The following is a 22132-nucleotide window of genomic DNA, read 5'->3' on the forward strand; positions in this document are numbered from 1 at the left end:
TTGTGAACTGATAAGAATTATCTGACGTGTGATAACTCGTCGCTGGCCACCCGTTCTCACGGCCGACGAGCGTGAACGCGGGGCGAAACCCGAGGCTCTCACCTCGTGTGAGGCGATCTCGGCGTTCGAACGTTCCGCTTCTCCCTTCGGTCACGGGATTGTCAGAGCCATGCCGAGCGTCGCTCACGTCGCTTGTTCTGCCGTCGTGAAAAGGTCCGGGTGCGAGAATTGAACCCGCGTCTCAGCCTCCACAAGGCTCTCGCCGGTACAGGCCTTCTAACCCCTGTTTTCTCTCCGAGGTCCGGTTTTGGCCGGCTCTTACCCCAGACTAAGAGGGCTCTGTGGTATAAAATACCCGGCTGTTAGACCTGATAGTCTATGCCGGTTCAGAGGATTTCAACGAATGCTTGCTCTATTCAGTTCCCCTTCGGAAACTGGTGAAGTTCGTCGATAAGGCTCATCTATCTATTGGCGTCGCTCCCGGTTTTCTCACCTACAGCCGTTTCGGGCTGTTCCTTGATACCCTGAGCAAATTGCTTTTTGTTGGTTAGTGTAGCTCTATGCCAGCGGTATCCTTTTTCGACACCTCATAGTTAGACCGTCTGGACAACCTGTCCCCAGTCATTAAGCGTAGAAACAAGATTATCAGATGGTTCGCCAAAGACTGAAAGCGCAGTTCCAAACGGTGGTGAATTAAGCTGGTGGCCAGTGTCGGGATCGATATATGCGAGACGTCCCTCCAAGAAGCAGATATACGACGCGTGTGGTGCGATTTTTCCATGCCACCAGCTTTGGACGTCAGTGCTATCTGGAGTGAGAACTACCACCACGCTAGCGTTGCCGGCACTCACTTCTTGAATGGTTTTGTCCAACCAGTCGCTCTTTTCAGTGAATGGCGGATTCACGAACACGCTTCCGTGCCACTCCATTGAAAGGCCATCATCACTGACAGTGTAGTTTGTGTCTCCGATATTTGTGTCAGGTCCAGCACACGGATCGAGATCTATTCCATTGAGGGCGTCTTCCAGATCATCCACTAATTCGGATGGTGTCTCCCAGATATCCTTGTCACTCTGACCGTAGTATTCAGTACGATCTACCATATCAAAAACAAGATCTTTGCGATATTTAATCTTCGGGCTTTGTCGGATTTTATCAAAATTTTCCGCCCATGGAACTCTAGGGAGAGATAGGTTCTATCTTCTAGAGGCGTGTGCTGAGAGACGCTGAACGTAGTTCAGGAGACATAATCGTGTGGGATCAGTTGTTTATTGTACTTCAGAATAGATTCGAAAGTTTTCTAGGAATTTATCTTTGATAATGTCATGTAGTTCTCGACCGGTTTCTAAATCAGCGACATCTTCAATCTTAACATAGCCCAAACGACTGTTACCCGCGACAGTGATCTTGTATACTCTGTTTTTATACGCCACTTTGGCACCGATACCACGGGTAAACCATCCTTCCTCGCGGAGCTCTTCTACACGATCATCTTCAAAAATATCAGTTATACCTTCAAAATCAGCACGCTTCAAGGGACGGTCTTCGTTGGTGTGTGGGTTATACATGTGAACTTCCACGACTTCTTTTAGAATCACTTCTTCGTCACTCATTTTGATCGACCTCCGGCCGACCTGAATCGTCTTGTTCAAATGAATCGATAAACGATCGGACAATATCTTCAGCTTGATCTTCAACAAGATTTAGATTCCCGGTAGTCGCCGTTTCTAATAGAGTATATTCGTTGATGCTGGCTTTTGCTTTTTGTACGCTCGCAGGTCGCGTGGTTTCGATCACGACCAATCGGCGATCTACATTAAACCGCATTGGTATCCGTTTTTGATTGGGGAGTTCTTCTATTTCTAGGTTTTCAGTAATATCGACTTCGCTCGAATAGTAGTAATAGGCCGCGTCAATCGTCCCATCATCTCGAGCTCTGTATTGAAATCCCTCTCTCTGGCCAGGACTTTCCTCAGTCACTTCGTTTGCGCCAAGAGACTGTTCAATAGTGCTCTGGTCAAGTTCCTCCGGCCCTAAAATATCTAAATACGCTTCAGCGATTTCATCAATGTCACCTTCGACGACTGAACGACATATACGTAGAAATCCCTCGAAAGAATTTTCATCCCAATCCATATCTCCATACTCTTTCTGAGCTTGTTCCCATCGCGTAAAATTTCCATCCGACCCAGTATATTCAGCATGTATTTGATTCATGCCTTCCAAAGTCACGTTGGGCATCACATAATCTCCAATTACCTTCATAGCGCGGGTAGTGTAAGTTGACATTATCCAAACTGGATTATCCGACCAAAGTTAAGTTCTAGGGGTGGAACCTTTCGAAGTGATTTGCTACCAACCTCTCTCCAGCAAATACGCGAGCAATTTTCTAGAGAAGCCTCTAGTATTTTGGTTCAGCTGGAGGAACGTCCCGGAGAAGACGAATTACGACGAGCAGAAAACTTCCAGCTCGCAATTACAACAGTCATTCTTTCCACCTATATTTCTCTTGTAACGAGCGACAGTCAAATTATAATAGGAAACTCTGACCTCTTATTCGCAGTAAGTTTAGCGGCTTTCGTTTTCCTTACTGGAAAACTCGGAGTCTCGACGTTGCGTCCATACTACGACAATCTATGGATGAGACGGTTTGATTTTGTATTTCTCCCTTTCTTTTTTGCGGTCAGCTTTCTGGCCGCTATTAGTGTATTTCTCCTCTCTCTCGTCAGCCTACCAGATACTGTATTTCTTGTGGAAATCGCTGAAAGAATTACTGACTTTTTTAAGGGGCCAATCTTCATGGGGCTTTACATTCTAATACTACTGGTTACGAGTGTCTGGTACGCTTGGAGAACGGGAAAAAAGATGTCAGTGATCAAATCCGGAGTGCCCGAGATTCAGGCGACATTCACCAGTGGCGAGAGCGGGAGTTCTCTCCCACTCCGGGTCGAAAACCCAACCTCTAATTTAATTTCTCCCGGCGATCTCAAAGTCGAGATCCATACTAGCGAAGGGGTTAGTCTCACTGTTGATGGTGCGCGTAAAGTTGATGACCACATTTGGGAACCGTTCGTTCCTCTCAATCCGGATGGAGGAGCTATGAATCTTGATCTTCAATTTACCCGCTCGGAATCAGCAAATGAAATATCTGACGAACATGTAACTGTCGAGGTCCGACTCAAAAACGATGTTCAACAGCGTCACGCTATTCGGTTGACAGGATGACTGAAGTCGGATTATTGAGCTGTACGAAGAGCAAACGCGAGCAGGCCGCAGAACCAGCCGACCTCTATATGCCGTCGACATTCTTCCAGAAGGCGCGCGAGTACGTCGAAGCAAATCACGACCGCTGGTACATCCTTTCCGCGAAACATCACCTGCTCGATCCCGCTGGCCCACCTATCGAGCCCTATGACGGCACACTGTCCGGTACGCGGGTCGCCCGGAAGCGTGAGTGGGCTAAAACCGTCTACGGTCAGCTCGAAGCGGAGGGCTTACTCGGTGATGGCAATCGCTTAGTGTTCCACGCTGGGCGCGACTACTACTCCGAACTTATCCCGCTACTGGAGGATAAGCCAGTCGACGTCGAAATCCCAACTGATGGTCTCAAGTTTGGAGAGACACTCGCGTGGTACAACGAACACCTCTGAGCACCCCAGGCGATTTTGTGCCCTACCTCTGAACGGAGTAGTATGTCGCGCCGCTCGGATCTCGATAGACTCTACGACCTCCTCGACGGTCTTGAAGACAACGTCGGTGGCAAGCAACGACTCAAGAACTGTACAGGTTTCATGAACTGGCCAGATCGCGGCGTGTATTTCTTCTTCGCCGAGAGTGAGACGCGGAACTCCACTGATCAGCTCCGGCTCACCCGTATCGGTACACACGCCGTCTCGACGGGTTCGGGCACGTCTTTGTGGAACCGACTGCGGACACACCGTGGAGCGAACCGCGGGACCTACGAGGATGGGGGCAACCATCGAGGTTCGGTATTCCGGAAGCGTGTCGGAGAGGCGATGATCGAACGCAACGGTCTTCACGACGAGTATCCGCACTGGGGCGAGGGATCGAGCGCGGGACGCGAACGCCGCCTCGCGGAGTTAGAACACGAACGTCGTGTGAGTGAGTTCCTTCGTGACCTACCCTTCTTGTGGATAGACGTCGACGACGAACCCAGCCCGCAAAGCGACCGTGCCTACATCGAGCGCAACGCTATCGCTCTCGTCAGCAACTACCGAAAGGATTCCCTCGACTCTCGGAGCAACGACTGGCTGGGGCGTGACAGTCCCCGTAGCGAGATTAGTGACTCAGGCCTATGGAATATCAACCACGTCAGCGAGCAGTACGAAGCGGCGTTTCTGGACCGGTTGACCGACGCTGTAGGGGAGACATCAGAGCTCTGAGCCAACGGCAATCGGACGGCGCTCTGGCCGGCGTAGCGTTTTCCTCAGCGGCTGTTGGCACGAGCCGCGCAGTGTCGGAATCATCACTCTCTCGCCGGGAGTTGAGTGAGCAGTAATCAGATGGTCAGAGAGTTTCCGTTTACCCGGAGCCATTCACGGCGATCCTCGTAGTCCGGGATGAGAGCACCAACCGTGTTCCAGAACGCATCAGAGTGCTCATTGTGTACTGAATGGGCCAACTCATGAGCGATGACGTAATCTTGGATTCGGACAGGGGCCCGGATCAACCGCCAGTTAAGGCGAACGGTACCGCTGTCGTATTCACCCCACCGACCATCGATCTCTCCGACCCATACTGGTACGTCGTCAAGTCCTAACCGGGAGTCAAAACGCGACACCCGAGCCGGGAGCTCTTCCTCCGCACGCTGAATAAACCAGTCGACGACTGCTTGGTGCTTTCGACGAACGCTCACGTCGTCTACGTCTCCATCGAAGCGGTGAACCTGTAGGGTAAACGTCTGCTCGTCGAACGATAACTTCGGCTCGGGAACATCCGCCTCAACGACCTCTAACGGATACTGTCGTCCCCTGTACTGGAGTTTCTCCCCGGTCATGTACTCCTTCGGATACGGCGGGCCTTCTTGCTCTTTGAGCCCGTAGAGCTTCTCGAGTAGCCACTCCTGGCGAGACTCAAGTACCTCTTCCACTTCCGCTATAGTCGCAGTCATCGGGGCCGTAACGGTCAGCTCCAAGGACGAATCAATCGACAGTCCCATCGTCTCCCGGTTTTCAGACCAATCGATTGTGTAGGGAACGACAGTCTGGCCGATATGGTGTCGGCGCTGTAGACGTTCACTCATTGGTAGTGATTCCGGGCCAGTTCGATGACGCGGTTGGTCAGCTCTTTGCGTTCATCAGCCGAGATGTCGATCTCAGAGCGATACAACTCACCCGTCACTTCCTTCCGCATCCGGTTCTGCAACTGCGTCTTCTCCTTCCATTCTACCTTCGTCACGAACGCCTCAACGGTTCCAACCAAATCCGCGGTGAGCTCGATGAGGTCTTCCTCACCAGCATCGTGCTCGCCCAGTACGTCTTCAACGGCGTGGTAAAACGAAAGGTCGGTCTCGTCCCGGAGCCCTTTGTTCCGCGCCTGCGTGTCGCGGGAGCGAATCTCGTCCATCAGTGCCCGAAGCTCCTCGATGGTCTCACGCTCGTTGTATCGCCCTTCCCGGTACTTCTCAATGAGCTCTTCGAGCCGATCTCTGAGAGAACCGTACTGCACTGGATCTTCGTCGAACCGGACGTTGAGCTCGTGCTTGATTGCATTTTGCATCTCACTCGCCCGAGCTTCGTCGCTTTCTAAGTCTTCAAGCTTCGCGTCGTACTCGACCTCATCCATGATCGAGACGGGCTCGTCATTCAGGACCTCGATCCCCCGCGACGTGATGTGATCCTGGATCAACTTGCGGACCTTTGCCCCGGCCCCTTCGAGGTTCATCGTTTCATCGCGGTACCGTTCCTTCGCCTTTCCATAGATCGTGCTGAGACGCTCAAGATCCTCCCGGTAGGGGTTCGCCATGGGATCTGGGAGGACAACGTCCATCAGTCGCGAGAACCGCTTAAACGCGTTCTTGAACTCGATTCGGCGGTCGTCTGGTTCGAGCGACTGAACACACTGTTCGACGTCATCGAGATCGTGGAAAAACGAGACCGCCTTGCTGTGGGCCGCCTCAAGATCAGGTTGTTTGTCCTCGACCGGCACCATCGCCCGCTCGACGTCCTTCGAGCTGAACATCGCCAGCGCCTCCTTCAACTCGTCCGAGACGCCGTAGTAGTCGATGATAAGGCCGTGGGTCTTCTCCTCGAACGGCCGATTCACGCGAGCGATCGCCTGCAGCAGGCTGTGCTCCCGCAGCGGCTTGTCGAGATACATCACCTGGGCCACCGGCGCGTCGAACCCAGTTAGGAGCATATCGCAGACGATGAGCAACTCAACCTCGCCGTTCGGATCGACGAACGACTCTTTGTACTGGCTCTTCTCGGAGTCGCTTGGCGTCCACTTCTTGATGTGTTCAGGGTCGTTATGCCCTTCGGAGACAATGACTCGTGACTCCGGGCCGTTCAGGTTGTCGAGGGTCTCTTTGTACCGGATCGCCGCTTCCTTGCTTGTGGTGACGACCATGCCCTTGAACGGCTCAGGCACGTCGTTCTCGTAGTGTTCGATGATGTCCAGTGCGACCCGGTCGATTCGAGGCTGGGCCTCAGCGAGGTCTTGCGTGCGGGCGTATCGCTTCTGGATCTCCGCCTTTTCTTCGTCCGTCTTGTCCGAAAAGATGCGATCGAACAGGCGGTCAAGCGTCTCGCCTTCGAGATGGATGTCTGCGAGACGGCCCTGGTACAGAATCTCGACCGTCGCGCCGTCCTCCAGCGACTGATCGATTGTGTACGTGTCGATGTAGTTCCCGAACGTCCGGCGGGTATTGCGCTCGTCTTTCTCGATGGGCGTCCCGGTGAACCCGACGTAAAAGGCGTTCGGGAGCGCCGTCCGCATATTGTTCGCGAGCTCCTTGTCCTGCGTCCGGTGGGCCTCGTCGGCCATCACGTAGACGTTCTCGTTCCGGGAGAGCACCGGGAAGTCCTCTTCGTCGTCCGTGGTCTGGAACTTGTGAATCAGCGTCGTAATCGTCTCGCCCGCGTCGTACGAAAGCCGATCGCGGAGATCCTCGATGCTCTCGGCTTTCTTCGGGTTCGGGAAGCCACAGCGTTCGAACGTCGCATGGATCTGGTCGTTGAGTGCCCGTCGATCAGTGACTAACAGGAGTGTCGGGTCGTCCTCGTTCCGGCGCAGCTTCAGCGCGAGAAACAGCATCGTGAGCGACTTGCCCGAGCCCTGGGTGTGCCAGACGACACCGCCCTGTGCCTCGCGCCGTCCGCGCTTGTCGATCCGTTCGAGCGCCTTCCGAACAGCTCGGTACTGCTGATACCGAGCGACCATCTTGATTGCGCCGCTCTGTCGGTTCTCGAACACCGTAAAGTGCCGTAACTGGTCGAGTAGGCGTGAGGGCTCGAACAGTGCGTACAGCATCCGGTACTGATCCGGGAGGTAGCCGTCGAGATCGAATAGCTCGATCAGTTCGTCGTCCTCCAGCGGGTAGGTGTCCCGCCAGGGCTTGTACTGATCTTTCGGTGTTCCGTACGTCCCCATTACTGCGCCCTCCATCCAGACAGCGACCGAGAACTGGTTGTACCGGAACAGCTCCTCTGCGCCCTCCGCCTCACCGTCCCGTTTGTTCTGGTAGCGGGTGAGCTGATCGAGCGCCTCCGAACGCGGCTCGGGTATCTGCGGGCTCTTGCACTCGACGACGCCCAGCGGGATGCCGTTGACGAACAGCACCACGTCGGGCTTGACGACCTCGACCGGCCCCGCGACCCGGAACTGGTTGAGCGCGAAGAAGTCGTTGTTCTCTGGGTTCTCGTAGTCGATGTACTGGACTGTATGGTGCTGCTTGCCGTGGCCGCGGTCTTGCTTGACGGAGATGTGTCGGACGAGCTTTTCGTGGATCTGCTCGTTTTCGTCCATCGTGCTCGTCCCTGCTACCTGTGTTATTTCGCGGACAGCCTTGTTCAGATTGTTCTCGTTAAGCCAGGGATTCAGTCGCTCGACTGCGTTGCGCAGGCGGGGTTCGAGTACAGCCGAGGACTCCGTCTCCCGGGGATCGATCCAGGTGGATCGTTGCTGATCAACGATCTCCCACCCGAGTTGCTGGAGTGCGTCGAGAGCGGGTCTTTCGGACTCGGCGTACTCGTTGGGCATGGGTCAGTCTGCGTTGACGCGAACTTTTCCAGTGAGCAGGTCCTGCATGAGGCCGCGTTTCAGCTCTTGAAGGCGTCGTTTGGTATCTTGTTCTTTCACCAATCTTTCGTCAACCAACTGCAGGACGGACTCGATGCGCTCCTGGTCGTCTTTCGATGGCACCGGTACGTGGAGATTCCGTATGTCAGTTAGACTTACTTCCGGAAAGTTGCTGACACCACTAATAGCAATGATATAATCCATTATTTGATTGAGGTAGTAGTAGAGATATTCAACGCCAATCTGTTCACTTGGATGGAAGGCGATAATCCCCTGATTTGTTGCTGCGGGGACTGTACAAATCGCGGTTTTCCCAATACCATAGGACCTGCTGGTGAACATTACGGACGGTGAGGGCACGATATTCACTGATGTGCTCTGAAGGCCAGCGTCCGTGATCTTCCTCCTTGAATCTGAAATGTACTTTTCTCCTCGGTCATACATATTTGACAGATCGTCTGGTGTTACCCACACGTTGTCCCCACCGTAGTAGTCGGGATTGCTCGTCTTTGGAGTATTTCCTTTTTCGACTGCAGCGACGTCAGAGAAGGTTTCTACCTCCCAGCCGGACGGTATTTCGACATTTCTTGCCCCCAATCGAACGGATTTGTAATCATCTGCAAAGCCCTTACCAAAAACAAGGTCTTGTCGGAGGCCGTGTTTTAGGTCTTTTGTCATCTCGATAATCTCGTCTGTCTGCTGAATCTGCTCGTCAACCGTCGAGAGGATGTCGGCTATGCGGCGCTGTTCGGGAAGCGGCGGATAGGGTATTTTGACCTGTCCAAGTAGAGTTAGGTTTAGTCCTGAGCGTCCTCCTCCTGCAAGAGCGCGAAGGCGGGGATATTTCGCGTCCAGAGAGAAGTATAGATAGCGGTAGTCGAGCTGCTCATGATTAACTATGTATGCACCTACAGACTGGTTCGCAGTAAGTTGGATTTCGTTTGTTGCGACGGTTCCCTTCGTTTTTCCCTGTCCATTTAGTCCGATGAGGACTGAATGTTCTGGTATAACTTCTGCTCGCGATGCACTTTTTCCCTCTTCAGTGATTCGCCCCTCGACATCGGTGATGTACCGTTGATGGATGTCACCGGAACGCATCCAAGGAATATCTCCGCCCCAGTATTCGTCGACGCTGGTGTCCGGAGTACCACCCATAGTTCTCTGGACATATTCATCGTTGTCGAGACGGATTACCTCCCAATCTTCGGGGATGTGCTGTGTTTTTGGACCGATTTGGACCTCTTTGTATCCCTCTCTATGTTCGGGACGCTCAATCGCCTCGCTCATCGGTACTCTAACTCCTCCATGTACTGCTGTAGTTCCTCACCACTCTTCTGGCGTTCCTCGGTCAGCCGGTCCAACTCCTCTAACTTCGCACTCACGTCGATCGGTTCCTCGGGTTCGGTCGTGTCGACGTATCGTGGTACGTTCAGATTCCAGTCGTTCTCCTCGATCTCCTCCAGATCGACCAACCGACTGTGGTGATCCTCCTCGCGTCCAGTCAGGAACGTCTCGGCAAGGTACTCGACGCCCTCGTCGGTCAACTGGTTTTGGTTCGAAAGCTCTTCAAACATCTGCACGCCCGACTCTCGAAGCGTCTGATCCTCGGCATAGATGAACTGAACCTTGCCCTCGCGTTCCTCGGGCTTGTCCTTGTTCAGAATGAGTATACAGCCCGGTGATGAGGTGTTGTAGAACAGGTTCTCCGGGAGCGCAATCACGGCCTCGACGAGATCGTCTTCCAGGATCGGCTTGCGGATCTTCTTCTCAGATCGCGAACGGAACAGCACGCCGTTGTCCATCACAACGCCCGCCTTTCCGGTCTCGTTGAGCGAGGCAATCATAAGCTGAATCCACGCCCAGTCGCCACGGTTCGACGGCGGAAGACCGTACGGGAAGCGGTTGTACGGTTCGTTGTCCTCAACCCAGTCCTTGTTCCACTCCTTCTGGTTCCACATCGGGTTCGCGATGACTCGATCGAACACCTCCAGCTCGTCGTGTTTCGTGACGCGCTTAGGCTCAGTGATGGTATCGCCCTTCTCGATCTTGGCGTCGTACAGCTCGTGGAGCAGGACGTTCATCTGGCCGATCGCCCATGTGTTCAGGTTCTTCTCTTGGCCGTACAGCGAGATGTCCGTCATGTCGCCGCCCTGCTCACGGATGTGTTCGGCGGAGTAGATGAGCATCCCACCGGAGCCACAACAGGGATCGTAAACTCGGTGACCCGGCTCCGGATTCACGCACTTGACGATGAGGCGAACGACCTCTCGGGGTGTATAGAACTCACCGCCCTTCTTGCCGGCGTCGTCTGCGAACTCACGAATCAGGTACTCGTAGGCTCGGCCAAAGATGTCGGGGTCTTTGAGATCCTCGTTCCGGTAGCGGTGCTTCGAGAAGTGCGAGACGAGATCGGAGAGCAGTGAGTCGGGTAATCGCTCTTTGTCGTTGAAGTCGACTGTGGTGAGCACGCGATCGGCGATAGGGTCGTTCTCGTCTTCGACCGCTGCAAGCGCCTTGTTCAACGCCGCGCCGACGTCTGTCTCTTGAGCCTTGATGTGATCCCATCGAGCGCGTTCTGGGATCCAGAACTCCTCATGGAGGTCCCGGTCGTCTCTGGCGGTCTCAATCGGGATTCCGAGCTCCTCAGCGACCTCTTCAGTCTCCTCCTCGAAGCGATCGTTCGCCCGCTTGAGGAACAGCAGCCCGAAGATGTAGTTCTTGTAGTCCGCCGAGTCGATGCTTCCCCGAAGTTTGTCCGCCGCCGCCCACAGATGTTTTTCGAGGGTAGGAAGTGTGAGTAGATCCGGTTCCGTACCAGGTAGCGTTGCCTGGTCGTTTTCAGCCATAACTCAGGGGTTGGCTCCGTACATAATAATACCAACGTCCCGACGATCGGCACATGGACTCCGTTGTAGTGAGATTTAGAGGTTAGTTCACAGCTGTTGGATCCGATCGTAGAAGACATCGTGGAACCGTTCTCCTCGGTCGATCATCCACTCGTGGTACTCGTCCCATTCCTCTTGACGCGAAAGTGTGCCTGGTCGGCGGAGCGTGATCTTTGCGCGGTTGCTATCGCGCTGGGCTTCTTCGGGTGGGCTCCAGATGATCTCGTCAGCCATTTCTACTTCAATCTCGTCACGCTGTTCTTCTAACGCCTGGTACGCCTCTGAATCGTCCTTAATGATGAGCTGACAGTAGAGGTTGTTTTCGACGGTGTTTACGGTGAACTGGAGATTAAACCCAGACCGGCCGATGGGATTATTGTACCAGTGTTGTGGTTTTGGCTTCCGCGCCCGTAGTGGAGTATCACGCTCAGTGATTAGGTCTCGAAACTGCGTCCAATACTCCTCCTGTAGCTTCCTCGTGTCGGATATTTCGCTCTCGGAACGCTTCGCCTTCGCCTTCCACTCGGAAGGATCCTCAACCGGGTTTAGTCGAACTGCTGGTGGTGATTCACCAATCTTCCAAACCTCTAACCGGATGGCGAAGAGGTCGATACCCTCTCGACTATTCTTATTCAGCCAGTTGAACGCGTCCTTGTGTTCGTCGTTAAACTGCGGTGACAGCCAAACGATGATGTCTGCGTCGATCCCGGCGGCATACGCGATACACTTCCCGAGGTGATCGTGATCAGATGGATTCAGTTGATTCTCGATGACGACTCGACGTCCATCCTCAACGACTTCAGCTAAGATGTCGACACTGTACTTCCCGACGCTCTTCTCCGTCTCAATAACCTCCAGATCGAGGCCCAGTACGTCCTCTAAGTGAGAGGCATCCTCGGCTCGTACCTGATCAGCTAACCACGGAGTGAACTCGTGAGCCTCGTGTTCCCAGTATTCCCTTACATCCTGGGGCTGAAGTTCCTGAAAATCTGGTCCCTCGAACGTTGCCATAGTGCCACCTACAAAGGCGAGTATGAAAGTCGTTACCCGTACCGGCCGTTATCGAGTCTACCGTTTCTGTTGGCATTGTCGCGACGAAATAGTAACCCGGTTCTGAGCCCCGAAGGTTCGCACGTACATATGGGCGCGCACGTACATACACGTCCTGAAAAAGGCGGTTACGGCCAACCGATGGCCGGCGCACGACCTCTGATCCGACTGACGCGGTTGCCCTGACGCCGGACAGCCCGACCGTGCGCAATCCCACCTGGAGCGCACCGTGACGGCGTGATGCCGCCCAGTGTCTTTCTACCCGTCCTACAGCCCAACCAACCACCCCGACCGGTTCACCCTCTCGGGTCGGCCGTCGTCGCCGTCCGCAACTCAGAACGCTTCGTGGTCGTGGAACTCATCGACCGCCGCGGAGTGAACGATACTCACCAGGTCTACCAGCTCTTGGGCCAGCGAGACTATCTCGACATCACCGACACCGACTTCGAGTTTTCTCTCCACGACGGACATCCCCGTCGCGTGGTTCGCGGTCAGTGAGTAGCCCTCTAACTGCTCAGTCTGGTCTCGTAAGAACTCCCGAAGTACAGTGTCTTGCTCGGAGTCCGGTTGCCAGAGATCCAGTTTGTAGTGGACGAACCCCTCTTCCTCGATTTGCGGGTCCATCGTGTACTTTAGCGGCTTCGGGTGATCAGGGTGATTCGACCCGAAGAAAATCGTCCGCTTCGTCGAACGGCTGGCGATGTCCGTGCGGTCTTCCAACCGTAGCTCGTCCTTCAGCTGAGGATACGCGTGGTCACGGACACGAACGAGCAAGTCGGAGTAATCGACGGTGTCGTCCTCGGGCTGTACCCGTGACCGCGGGTAGTCGACGACGGTGGATGACCCTAACACGGCGTAGTCCTCGGCGAGTGAACGGTCATCGCCTCCCGATTGGGCGAACCACTGGACGGCTACACACTGTACGTTGAGCCCTTGTTCGAGAAGATAACGAGCGTTCGACTCGGTCTGTCGCGTGATCTGTTCCGCGAGGATTACCATCCGCTGGTGTTGATTATACGCGGACTCGTCGACCTCGATCCCGAACGCTGTCTTGTGGGCCTTCGCGAGTGATTCCTCGATGACGCCCGCATCACCAAGGTTCCATTCCCCGTCCCAAACTTTCGTCTTTAGCTCGTCGTAGATAGCGTCTAACTTGTTGTACCCGTAGCCGCTGAGGGACTGCGCGTACTCCTGCGGTTGGGAGAGAATACTCCCCTCACTGGCGCTTCCGGTTCCACTCTGTCCCTTCTTGATTTCGATGACAACGACGTTCCCCCACCGGTCAAGCGCAAGCAGGTCTGGGAATCCAGAGTCGAGACCGTACTGTCGCCCAAAGATGAGGAGCCGCTCGTCAAGGATCACCTCGGGATTGGCGAGTAACCATGATTCGAGTTGCCACTCGCTCTCAACAGAACGACGTTCCAGCTCTGCTGTATCAGGAGGCTCAGTATCGGAGGCGAAATCGAAGACGCGCATATCGACTGCGATGTATCCGACTGTATTGGATTTTTCCAAGTGTCTTGGATTCTACCAATACGGCGTTGATACGCTACGATTCCGCACCTTCGTCTGTGAGTCTGATTGGAGATGCGAAACTCGACATCCTCCTAACCCTCCGCGAGTCCCCCAGTTACGGGTATGAGCTCCAAGATGAACTGGGACTTAATCGCGGAACTGTCTATGTCCATCTCAAGGAACTTCGCGAGGCCGGTATGATTGAGGTTGATCGGGTTGAGGACGATACGAAGTACTACTGTCTGACTGAGAATGGTGAGCAGTTGCTTGACGCGCTCGGCGAATAACGGAGAGGGACTACTGCGGGGCGGGGCGACTCCGGTCTTGAACCGTCATCGACACCAATCGGTGCGCGAAGAATACCCCGAGTAGTATCACCTCGTCAGCATCGTCGGTGGTGGGGTCGACCTCTTCGGGACAGCAGTCGAGACACCACGTCCTCCTGGGCGTCCATCCACCTTCGTCGTACCACGTGGCGTAGAGACCTGCGCGGTCCCCATCCTGAATCCGCTTGTTACAGCGGTCACAGATATGTCCTGTACCGACACCATTGAGCGCGGCCGCCGGGCCAGGACGGCTCATTCGTCATCACCTTCCAGGATCCGCTCGAAGTTATCCTCAGTCACGGCGATAGCTCGCTCGACATACTCTTCTTGGTCAGTAACTCGCCCGAACCACCGGAACACGGGATACCATTTCCGAACCCACCAGCGCATCAGGGCGAAGTACTTACCGAGCATTACCCGTCACCTCTGCGTGCCAGCGCCGGACGTCGTCAGCAGTCAGTTCCCACCCTCGTTCTGGGAGTTGCGAAACGACCTCTCGCTTGAACTGCTGGTAGTAGGTGACAGCCACCTCGTCGTTGAGAGCGTGCGCAAGGAGTGCGACGGAGAGCTGTGCTGGCCCTGACCCACCGTATCCCCACTCGAATCCTGACGGGCTGGCCGAGAGTAGGTCGTATCGGTAGTCCATCGGCTCGCCGTCGACAGCGACCTCAATCTGATTCCCCACCGGGGCTGTAGGGTCACGATGTGCCCTGTATACCGTTTCCTCCGTCTCATCGGGTTGCGGAGGGGTGTCTTCTCCACTCGAACCCTGGGGGTCAACCCCTTGACTCATCGTTCCGCTACCTCCCGAAGCCGGGCCACGGCGTCTTCGAGTTCAGTGGCTGTCTCACCTAACTCATCGGCGACCTGCTTCAGTTCCTCGGCATCCCGCTGGATGTCGTCGGCCTGCTCGCTGAGCGATTCTTCGAGTGCGTCGACGTCAACTTGTCCGACCTCAATGCGGACGCGACGTATGTGCTTACATCCCTGCTCGCCCAGTTGCTCGCTACGGTGTTCAAAATCGGGGCACGTACAGGCTGGCTCGCGGAGGTCAACGGTATACTCGGAACCACTCTGCGTCGTGACCGAGAACAGCGACTGGGCTTCCTCAATGACAGTCATGTGCTCTGTCGCGGCCCGAATGGTGCGTGGTTCGATGTCAGGCTGAACCGAGGACATCAGGCCTCACCCCCCCGCTGGCGCACGTCTCGAACGTAAACCCGACCACGCGCTTTCTCGGCGTGCTCCTGACACGCGGGGTCTTCGGCATATCCCCGAACCGGCGCGTTGACGATGACGGTGTGGGTGGCCTCCCGGTTACACCCGAGTTCCCGACAATTCGTCATCACGCCTTACCCCCTTTGTCAAGGACAGGGACCCATACCGGTTCGTCGTTCGAGTACTTGAGCTGTCGCTCCAAGTGACACGGCTCGTCCACGAGGTCGATGGCCTGTTTCGCAGCTTCGAGAGTCAACGACCCCGTCCTGAACGTGTAGCCACGCTCCAGTGCCGAGGAATCCGTCGCGATTCGGACGTCGACGACGGGACCGAATGACCGCTGGTTGACGCACCCGGCCCGCGAACTCCACGGCCCCTTGAGCGTCACCTGCTCGTCGTCGATGGTCGTAATCTCGAAGCACCGGCCCGAAAATCCGCCGTCGTTGCCGTCTCCGCTCCACGCGTAGTAGGACGCGAAACCGTCCTTGATGCCGCAGTAGATACTGTCCTCGTGCTCGAACCGTAGTTCGTCTCGGGACGGGATATCGTCGACGACAACCTGTAGTCGAGGGTCGTTGCCAACGTCTTCCATCCAATCCACATTACAATCCAGAATCCGCATTACCGGCTCACCTCCTCACACGTCTCCGGAAGGTCACGTTTCTGGAGGACTTCTATGCCGCACAGCGTACACCGGTAGAAGTGTTCAAGGTACCCCGTCTGCTCTGGATGTCCTCGATGTGGGTCGGGATGCTGACCCGGTACCCAGTCCGTTTTGTCAATCACCAGATGCGGGCCAACCTGTTCCGCATCCGGGTGTCTGTTCGACAGCGTTTCCACTCTTGAGTCCGTATTCGACATTGGCTTCTTGCTCCATCAGGAAGCCTACCGAGTCCGGTGCTCCTACACCGGGCCTTTACTCCGGAATCGTTGCCCGAAGCCGTGGCTCCTCAGATAGGATTCCCTTGAGTAATAGTAGGGGATGAATAGATAAAGTTACAACTTTAGCAGCAGAAACTAACGGTAAAAAGGTCATAGAAGCTCTCTAACCGCAGCTGTTGGCATGATCGCGGTGAAGTTTCTATCTGCTCAAAAACTACTATATAATATCTTTGGTGAACACGACTTCTCCATAATATATCTATATGGCGTTATCGTGTTTGCTGAAACACTTATGACCTCTCACGTTTTTCTCTCGCGACTAACGTACCGTGCCGTGGCGCGGTCTCTAACCACCACCTCTTGCGCCGGCCAATCCACTCTTGTTCCTCGACATTATACAGTTCAGTCATCTCCTGTAGCTTCTCTCGAATCCGGTTCTTACTCAACGACTCGCCGTCTTTCAGTCGGCGATTTACACGACTGACGACTTCAGCCATTTCAAGGGGCTTATCGGCGGAATCCAGTGCGGTGAAGATCGCCTCAGTTCCACCGTCCCGATGCTCACCCTGACCGAGGATGTCGATGCGATACGAGTCATCCGCGTTTATGAAAGCTTCATCGAACATTCGCGTGTAGAGATACACGTACGCAGTGTCATCATGGGCGTTGCTCCGTGCTGCACGCCGAGCGGCTTGGTACACTTCACTGTGGACGATGTCGTTCAAGACAGTGCGGGCATTACCCTTGTACCGGTCTTCGCCACGTACCGAGTAGTTGTTCTGGACGATTCTATCATCGTAGTCGAGAAGAGCCATCCGCTGTCGAACCGCGTCGTCACCGGGGTGGGGAGCTCCGATTACGACGTGAAGACGGCTGTCCTCGAAAGTTCTCTCACTCCGTAAGCCGCCGAAATACAGGAGTTCATCAGCATAGGCTAACTCCATGATGTCGTCGACGTACTCGCTGTTTTTGACCTTGCGTCGCATCGCTTTTGAGGTGACAACACTCACCTCATCGGCGTCATGATGATTCACGATAGCTTGGAGGATAGCGAGAAACTGACGCGCTGACAGGTTGTTAGGTCGGCTGAGTGCTACCATCTTCTCAGTCAGCGAGCGGAACTCGATGTTGAACGCCTCGGAAACAACCTTGCCACGCTCGTCCCTCGGATTTGGACTCACCGATTCGAACTCAACTCCGGTAAGGCGTTCCCACCATACTTCGGAACCGGTCGCGTCGAGTGCGATAACCTGCTTCGCGTATTGGAGGGCTGACGGCGGATTCGTCATCGCAACCATCTTGTGGTTGTTATTGGTGTCGTTGCGCTCCAGGTCGAAGGTGACCGTATATGGATGATTCTCTGATTCGTAGACAAGATGCTCTGTTTCGTCGGTCTCCTCCCCAGCCAACCATCCGAGAGTTAGTAGTGGTGCTTCTGCACGCTCATAGTGATACATCTCCGATTTCACGGGGGCCTGGCGGTTCACTAATGGTTCTCGGTCGTCCTCGTCATCGATGTCAAATTGATGTCCGTGGTTCTCGCAGATGTACGAAATCGTCTTCTGACGGTCTTCCTCATCTGCGCGAACAGAGCTACGATACGTGTTTGGTCCTGGCTCGATACCTGTGAGATAGTTCTCGACGGCGTTTTCAAGGTAGCTTTCTGGATACTTCCGAACCAGTTCACTTGAGACATCTTCGTCTGCGATTACGATTGCATCTCTGACAACATCTTCTTGGTATAGAAGCGAAGCACCGCAAATGACAATATCGGCATCGCCATTTTCGATCTCTTGTAAACGCCGTTTCATTATTCGACGATGACGACAGGCTGGTTCGCTACGAGGGTCAGCAGGGTCGTACCCTTTCTCCATCCCCCGTCGCTGACAGACGAGTGGCGAGTCTTCGTAGTTGGGGTTGCGCAGAGTAAACACCTGTTCCCAATCGCTGGAAGCCGCCTTGTGAACCGCACCCGTTGTCGTGCCACGCTGGACGATTTCGTCTATCTCTCCCGCAACGGGCTCGACATACTCACCATTTCTCTTCGTGAACGTTTGACATACGGTCTCATCATCATCAGGAGTAGTGACTTTCCATCCCCCGTCTTGAGACGGTTGGAGCTGAGGTATATTCCCATAGCACTCCCGCGGTGCCGGGATATAGACTACATTAACATCGTCAACCAGATCTTGGTCGACAAGTGTTTCAAGCACTTGCCGACATGTCTCCTGACGGTTTCGATACTCCGTCGTGGCGAGTACAAATCGATTCTCCGTTCCTGCGGCCAGCTGTGGAACAATAACCTCCTTGAAGTGGGACTTTCCGCCGCCAGGAACCGTCTGTACAAGCGTATTCTGTCTCTGTTCAAGCGCCCAATACAATAGCTGCTCATTCTGCTTCCACAGCTCTTCAGCCTCTGTTGTGACGGTGCGCTGTAGCTCTCTGGGGCTGACCGCTCTTTTTTCCCTAAGGTTGCCTCCAGTTACAGTAGCGCGGGGCGACTGACTCTGGGGCTGATGCTGAGTCTCTGGGTCACTCATCAATACTTTCGTTGTCTTAGCTTACCGTCTAAGGGAGGAACAACGGGGACGAGCGACCGGATTGGACTTGTGGCATAACAACTTTCATACTGTCTGATCACGAAGTCCAAAACGGGCAAAGACCCGTGGAACGGAGCCCTCGTACCCATCTACCGTAACCAATCGGGTGCGGTGATTCGTGCCGCTGGAACGGCACGGATTTTTCTGCTGAATCATTAGATGTCGCCGTCCTGGATGTGTTGAAGCAGTTGCTCTCGCTTGATTCGCTCCTCGATCAGCTGATGGACGAATACAGAGAATACGAACTCCCGCGAACCGACAAAATCGTCGTGCTCATCGGTTAGACTCACCGAGGTGCGGATAAGGTCGTGCCCCTCGGTTTCGCGGTCGGCTTCTGTCGGAAGCTCACGGTCGCCGCTTTTCACCTCGTCAATCCCATTCTGGACTAATCCGCTCAGAGACAGAGCCTCATCTTGAACGAACCGGTGGTGGTCCTCGCGAAGACGAACATCCTTAGTCGGCATGTGGCTGTACGTAACCTACGTACTCAATCCATAAAAGTGTGAACTTAAGCAGACTTTCAATAATAACCGACAGACAAAGGTAACGACATACTCGGGCGGTTAGATGCCCTTCAGGCCTATCAATAGGAGATATACAGTACCGTATCTGTGGATTCTGTCCTCCTATAATCAAGAGAACCGACCGACCGCAACGAGTAGCCAATGTCAGCGTACCATATACCGTTTAGTGACAGGTTCTCATAGGCATCTATTAAAATGGATTCAACAGAAGAGCCAGAGAAAACGGATACTGAGTCTGAGGATTCTGAACCTTCGATCGATCCCAACGACTACGACGTTGGAGCTTTCCGTCGGGTTCTGGAAGATGTACGCTCCGCCCATCAACATGAACTGGAATCGTTTGAGGACAAGAAGGAGAAGGGGTGGCGTGCGATTCAGTTCAACGGTATTGTCGGGACGATTATCATCGCTGTGTTAACGCGAACAGACATACCATCTCAGCCTCAGCTCGTGACTGTTCTCCTGCTTGGCCTGGGTAGTCTTGCTCTCTTTGCGTCAACTGGACTGGGGTTCTATACACAGCGAAACGCTCATCTAACCGTTGGCCCATCAAAAAAAGCGGTTGATCTGGTTCGGAGCGGAGACCATCCAGAAGTAGAGTATATCGCAGTCTATGCGCGAAAATATGACCGCTGGAGGGCCAACGCTGCGGATGTAACTGATTGCCGTTCAAAAGAAGTGTACAGTGCGATGATCCTCTCACTTCTCGGCGTTATTTTATTACTCTCAGGGATTCTACTTGCCCATATGAGTTTCGTATGAGCGATAATGATGATTCAGAAGCAAATCCGGACGGTGACGAGTTCGATGGCTCTCCGTTTGAAGATGCCGGAGACGCAGTATCAGCAAATGCCGACAAATCGGACTCCGGTTCTTCCTCTGATTCGTAGGTCAGACCTCCAGTTCAGCAAATGAATCCTTATCGCGAGCTTTGCCTGAACTTTATATGGGACAGGGTCAAAGCATGTCGTATGAGTGACGAGAGCGATTCAACTGGTGATTCTTCGTCAGGAGATGCCTTCGATGGTTCCCCCCTTGAAGACGCTCCTGATGCGGAATCTCAGAAAGGGTACGACGACGATTCTGACTCGTCGTCTTCCGACGATTCGTAACTGAACTGAATCTGGTCCCAGACAGGAGCGGACTGTGCCAACAGCTACTTCGGGACGAAATACGTCGAGTTGTGAAACTGTCCCCAAGTGAAAGTAGCACGGGAAGCGCCAAAGGCATCGGACAGCCCTTGTTAGGGGCGGCCGACGGTGGGGGTTATACATCGAGCCCGTGGACGTGACAGTACTGTCTCACGGTCGCGTTGACACCCTCGTCGCGGATCTCCTCAATCAGCTCTAAATACGCAGGCTCGTGCTTGTCCATCCGCTCGCGTAGGTTTCGACAGAACTGCTCTCCGTGGTCGGGCTGGCCTTCACTCGACTCGTTGTGAGCGGCCTCGTGGGCGAGCACACGCCAAAGCTGAAACACCCATCCTTCCCAGTAGGACTTGCTCCAAGCACTGTCTGTGAGCCATATGGCGTCTTCTCCGTCCGTCCAGGCCCGGCACTGGTCATCTAATCCGTAACGTATCTCTCGATTCAATCCCATCTTGTGCGCGAGGACGCGGGCTATCGCCATCTTCTGTGTCGACACCTTCTCTTGACCCTCATCGTCGTCGAGTTGCTCATACCCTCGGAACACCCCAAGAGCACGGGCTGTCGCCTTCTCGTCCTTGCTGTCCGGGAGTTTGATCTCCTCGGAGCGGTCGGCGGCTTTCTGGATTTCCCGGCCCGCTGGGTCGTCTTCAAGGATGACTGTCTCGCCGCGAGTGGCGAGCTTGCCCGCCCACGGGCTGTCCTTGGTCGACCAGATCATCTCGTCGCTGTCGCGGACGTTCGCGTAGCTGACGTAGTCTCCATCACCGTCCTTGAGCACAGGCGCATCCTCGAACTCGTCGTACCCTTTGCCGATTAGCCGCGCAACTCCCGCGCGGCCCGCATCGGTCAGCTCTGAGGGCTCGTACTCACGATACACCACGGCCCGTGCGTCGTCGAGGGTGTCACGAACGGCGGCCCAGGTTTCACAGCCGGAGCGTATCTCGTTGCGAGCGGTATTCAGGTCGAGGTTCTGCTTCGTGACTACGTATCCGGAGATGCCGTGACCGTCGACCCTCTTGACTTTCAGCCCCGCCGAATACACCTTGACCCAGTCGCTGATGCCCTTCTCCCGGAGCGCGATGTAGGCCAGGTCATCCTCGTACACGTAGTCGACGTCGTACATCTCATCCTCGGGAACCCGGTCGCTCACGCGTTCCCCGTTGACGATAACTTCGGCGTCGTGAACCAACTCCATGAACTGGAAGCGTTCCCCGAGGTCGTCGACGTAGTCGTCCCACGTTGTCGAGTCGGAGTCGGGAACCTCGTCGTCGTAGTGGTCAATCTCGACACGGAAGCCATCGACCGCGTCGTCGACGTCGTAGAGGCGGTATTCGCGGAACCACTCCTTGGCGTCGAACTCGACCACAGTCGTCCCGCTCTGAGCGGTAACGCGTCCTTTGGCGAGGGCTTGGCCGAATCCGATACCGAACATCCCGATTGCGGTCGGGTCGTCCCGCTTCGTTGATTTGCCGAGTAGGGTGAGGAACTCGCGGATTTGCGTTTCGCTGAGGTCCATCCCCTCGCCGTCGTCCTCAACTACGGTGCGTTCCGGAGTGATCGACACGGTGACCGTCTCCGAGCCGGGCGCGTCTACGCCGTTCTGGATAAGTTCGCGGACGCCGTCGACGAGAGACTCGGCTTGGCTGAAGATGAGCTCTTCAAGGATACGTTTCTGGTCGACTCCGAGCTGGCCTGTCTCGACGTCGTCACTGGTGGCCATCGGTA

Annotated in this window: 22 protein-coding genes; 6 read left to right on the forward strand and 16 right to left on the reverse strand. The window is 54.8% G+C overall.

The features are described 5' to 3' along the window. Positions 1-593 precede the first annotated feature (593 nt). The 3 genes from U4E84_RS03165 to U4E84_RS03175 all read right to left on the reverse strand — a co-directional run bounded on the left by U4E84_RS03165 (position 594) and on the right by U4E84_RS03175 (position 2289). Positions 594-1103, reverse strand: a complete 510-nt coding sequence (locus U4E84_RS03165; protein WP_322530649.1) for a DNA N-6-adenine-methyltransferase — start codon at positions 1101-1103, stop codon at positions 594-596. Between the two features lie 165 nt (positions 1104-1268). Continuing rightward, a complete protein-coding gene (locus tag U4E84_RS03170; RefSeq protein WP_322530650.1) occupies positions 1269-1613 on the reverse strand; it encodes a hypothetical protein in 345 nt (114 codons plus the stop codon). Next, entirely contained in the window at positions 1606-2289 is a 684-nt protein-coding gene (locus tag U4E84_RS03175) for a hypothetical protein (RefSeq protein WP_322530651.1), read from the reverse strand. Before U4E84_RS03175 ends, U4E84_RS03170 begins: the two co-directional genes overlap by 8 nt. Before the next feature lie 60 nt (positions 2290-2349). Between U4E84_RS03175 and U4E84_RS03180 the strand changes: the two genes are divergently transcribed. From U4E84_RS03180 to U4E84_RS03190, 3 genes are read left to right on the forward strand one after another with little or no spacing between them, the layout of a single operon-like run. Further along, the gene (locus tag U4E84_RS03180; RefSeq protein ID WP_322530652.1) at positions 2350-3225 is read left to right on the forward strand and encodes a hypothetical protein; all 876 of its coding nucleotides are present in this window, start codon (positions 2350-2352) and stop codon (positions 3223-3225) included. Continuing rightward, on the forward strand, positions 3222-3650 hold the full coding sequence (locus U4E84_RS03185; protein WP_322530653.1) for a DUF6884 domain-containing protein: 429 nt from the start codon (positions 3222-3224) through the stop codon (positions 3648-3650). The genes U4E84_RS03180 and U4E84_RS03185 overlap by 4 nt, the downstream gene beginning before the upstream one ends. Positions 3651-3692: 42 nt before the next feature. Beyond that, positions 3693-4403 carry a hypothetical protein gene (locus U4E84_RS03190; RefSeq protein WP_322530654.1) on the forward strand — a complete coding sequence of 237 codons (711 nt, stop codon included), beginning with the start codon at positions 3693-3695 and terminating at the stop codon, positions 4401-4403. Positions 4404-4519: 116 nt separating this feature from the next. Here U4E84_RS03190 and U4E84_RS03195 read toward each other — a convergent pair whose 3' ends face one another. From U4E84_RS03195 to U4E84_RS03220, 6 genes are all read right to left on the reverse strand, one after another. Then, positions 4520-5263 carry a SprT family zinc-dependent metalloprotease gene (locus U4E84_RS03195; RefSeq protein WP_322530655.1) on the reverse strand — a complete coding sequence of 248 codons (744 nt, stop codon included), beginning with the start codon at positions 5261-5263 and terminating at the stop codon, positions 4520-4522. Then, entirely contained in the window at positions 5260-8220 is a 2961-nt protein-coding gene (locus tag U4E84_RS03200; RefSeq protein WP_322530656.1) for a type I restriction endonuclease subunit R, read from the reverse strand. Before U4E84_RS03200 ends, U4E84_RS03195 begins: the two co-directional genes overlap by 4 nt. A gap of 3 nt (positions 8221-8223) precedes the next feature. Beyond that, complete coding sequence (locus U4E84_RS03205; protein ID WP_322530657.1) at positions 8224-9546, reverse strand: restriction endonuclease subunit S; 1323 nt, start codon at positions 9544-9546, stop codon at positions 8224-8226. Beyond that, a complete protein-coding gene (locus U4E84_RS03210) occupies positions 9543-11105 on the reverse strand; it encodes a class I SAM-dependent DNA methyltransferase (protein WP_322530658.1) in 1563 nt (520 codons plus the stop codon). The genes U4E84_RS03205 and U4E84_RS03210 overlap by 4 nt, the downstream gene beginning before the upstream one ends. A gap of 87 nt (positions 11106-11192) precedes the next feature. Then, positions 11193-12155 carry a DUF4268 domain-containing protein gene (locus U4E84_RS03215; RefSeq protein WP_322530659.1) on the reverse strand — a complete coding sequence of 321 codons (963 nt, stop codon included), beginning with the start codon at positions 12153-12155 and terminating at the stop codon, positions 11193-11195. Positions 12156-12527: 372 nt separating this feature from the next. Next, positions 12528-13670: a hypothetical protein gene (locus U4E84_RS03220; RefSeq protein WP_322530660.1), complete on the reverse strand. Its 1143-nt coding sequence runs from the start codon at positions 13668-13670 to the stop codon at positions 12528-12530. Positions 13671-13765: 95 nt separating this feature from the next. Here U4E84_RS03220 and U4E84_RS03225 point away from each other — a divergent pair, with 95 nt between their 5' ends. Continuing rightward, complete coding sequence (locus U4E84_RS03225; protein WP_322530661.1) at positions 13766-13996, forward strand: helix-turn-helix transcriptional regulator; 231 nt, start codon at positions 13766-13768, stop codon at positions 13994-13996. A 291-nt stretch (positions 13997-14287) separates the two neighbouring features. Here U4E84_RS03225 and U4E84_RS03230 read toward each other — a convergent pair whose 3' ends face one another. The 6 genes from U4E84_RS03230 to U4E84_RS03255 all read right to left on the reverse strand — a co-directional run bounded on the left by U4E84_RS03230 (position 14288) and on the right by U4E84_RS03255 (position 19199). Continuing rightward, positions 14288-14449, reverse strand: a complete 162-nt coding sequence (locus U4E84_RS03230; RefSeq protein ID WP_322530662.1) for a hypothetical protein — start codon at positions 14447-14449, stop codon at positions 14288-14290. Further along, the gene (locus U4E84_RS03235) at positions 14439-14828 is read right to left on the reverse strand and encodes a DUF6166 domain-containing protein (protein WP_322530663.1); all 390 of its coding nucleotides are present in this window, start codon (positions 14826-14828) and stop codon (positions 14439-14441) included. The genes U4E84_RS03230 and U4E84_RS03235 overlap by 11 nt, the downstream gene beginning before the upstream one ends. After that, positions 14825-15157 (reverse strand): SWIM zinc finger family protein, encoded by a 333-nt coding sequence (locus U4E84_RS03240; RefSeq protein WP_322530664.1) that lies wholly within the window; start codon positions 15155-15157, stop codon positions 14825-14827. Before U4E84_RS03240 ends, U4E84_RS03235 begins: the two co-directional genes overlap by 4 nt. 223 nt (positions 15158-15380) lie before the next feature. Continuing rightward, complete coding sequence (locus tag U4E84_RS03245) at positions 15381-15845, reverse strand: hypothetical protein (RefSeq protein WP_322530665.1); 465 nt, start codon at positions 15843-15845, stop codon at positions 15381-15383. Positions 15846-16425: 580 nt separating this feature from the next. Further along, a complete protein-coding gene (locus tag U4E84_RS03250; protein WP_322530666.1) occupies positions 16426-18675 on the reverse strand; it encodes a hypothetical protein in 2250 nt (749 codons plus the stop codon). Between the two features lie 215 nt (positions 18676-18890). Beyond that, positions 18891-19199, reverse strand: a complete 309-nt coding sequence (locus U4E84_RS03255) for a hypothetical protein (RefSeq protein WP_322530667.1) — start codon at positions 19197-19199, stop codon at positions 18891-18893. Between the two features lie 255 nt (positions 19200-19454). On the opposite strand from U4E84_RS03255, the gene U4E84_RS03260 reads away from it, so the two are divergent. Next, positions 19455-20021 carry a hypothetical protein gene (locus U4E84_RS03260; RefSeq protein ID WP_322530668.1) on the forward strand — a complete coding sequence of 189 codons (567 nt, stop codon included), beginning with the start codon at positions 19455-19457 and terminating at the stop codon, positions 20019-20021. 209 nt (positions 20022-20230) lie between these two features. Beyond that, positions 20231-20371, forward strand: a complete 141-nt coding sequence (locus U4E84_RS03265; protein ID WP_322530669.1) for a hypothetical protein — start codon at positions 20231-20233, stop codon at positions 20369-20371. 154 nt (positions 20372-20525) lie between these two features. Here the strand turns inward: U4E84_RS03265 and U4E84_RS03270 are convergent, their stop codons facing one another. Next, entirely contained in the window at positions 20526-22127 is a 1602-nt protein-coding gene (locus U4E84_RS03270) for an ATP-binding protein (RefSeq protein ID WP_322530670.1), read from the reverse strand. Positions 22128-22132 lie beyond the last annotated feature (5 nt).

The sequence above is a fragment of the Halorubrum sp. AD140 genome (assembly GCF_034497445.1).
Classification (GTDB): Archaea; Halobacteriota; Halobacteria; order Halobacteriales; family Haloferacaceae; genus Halorubrum.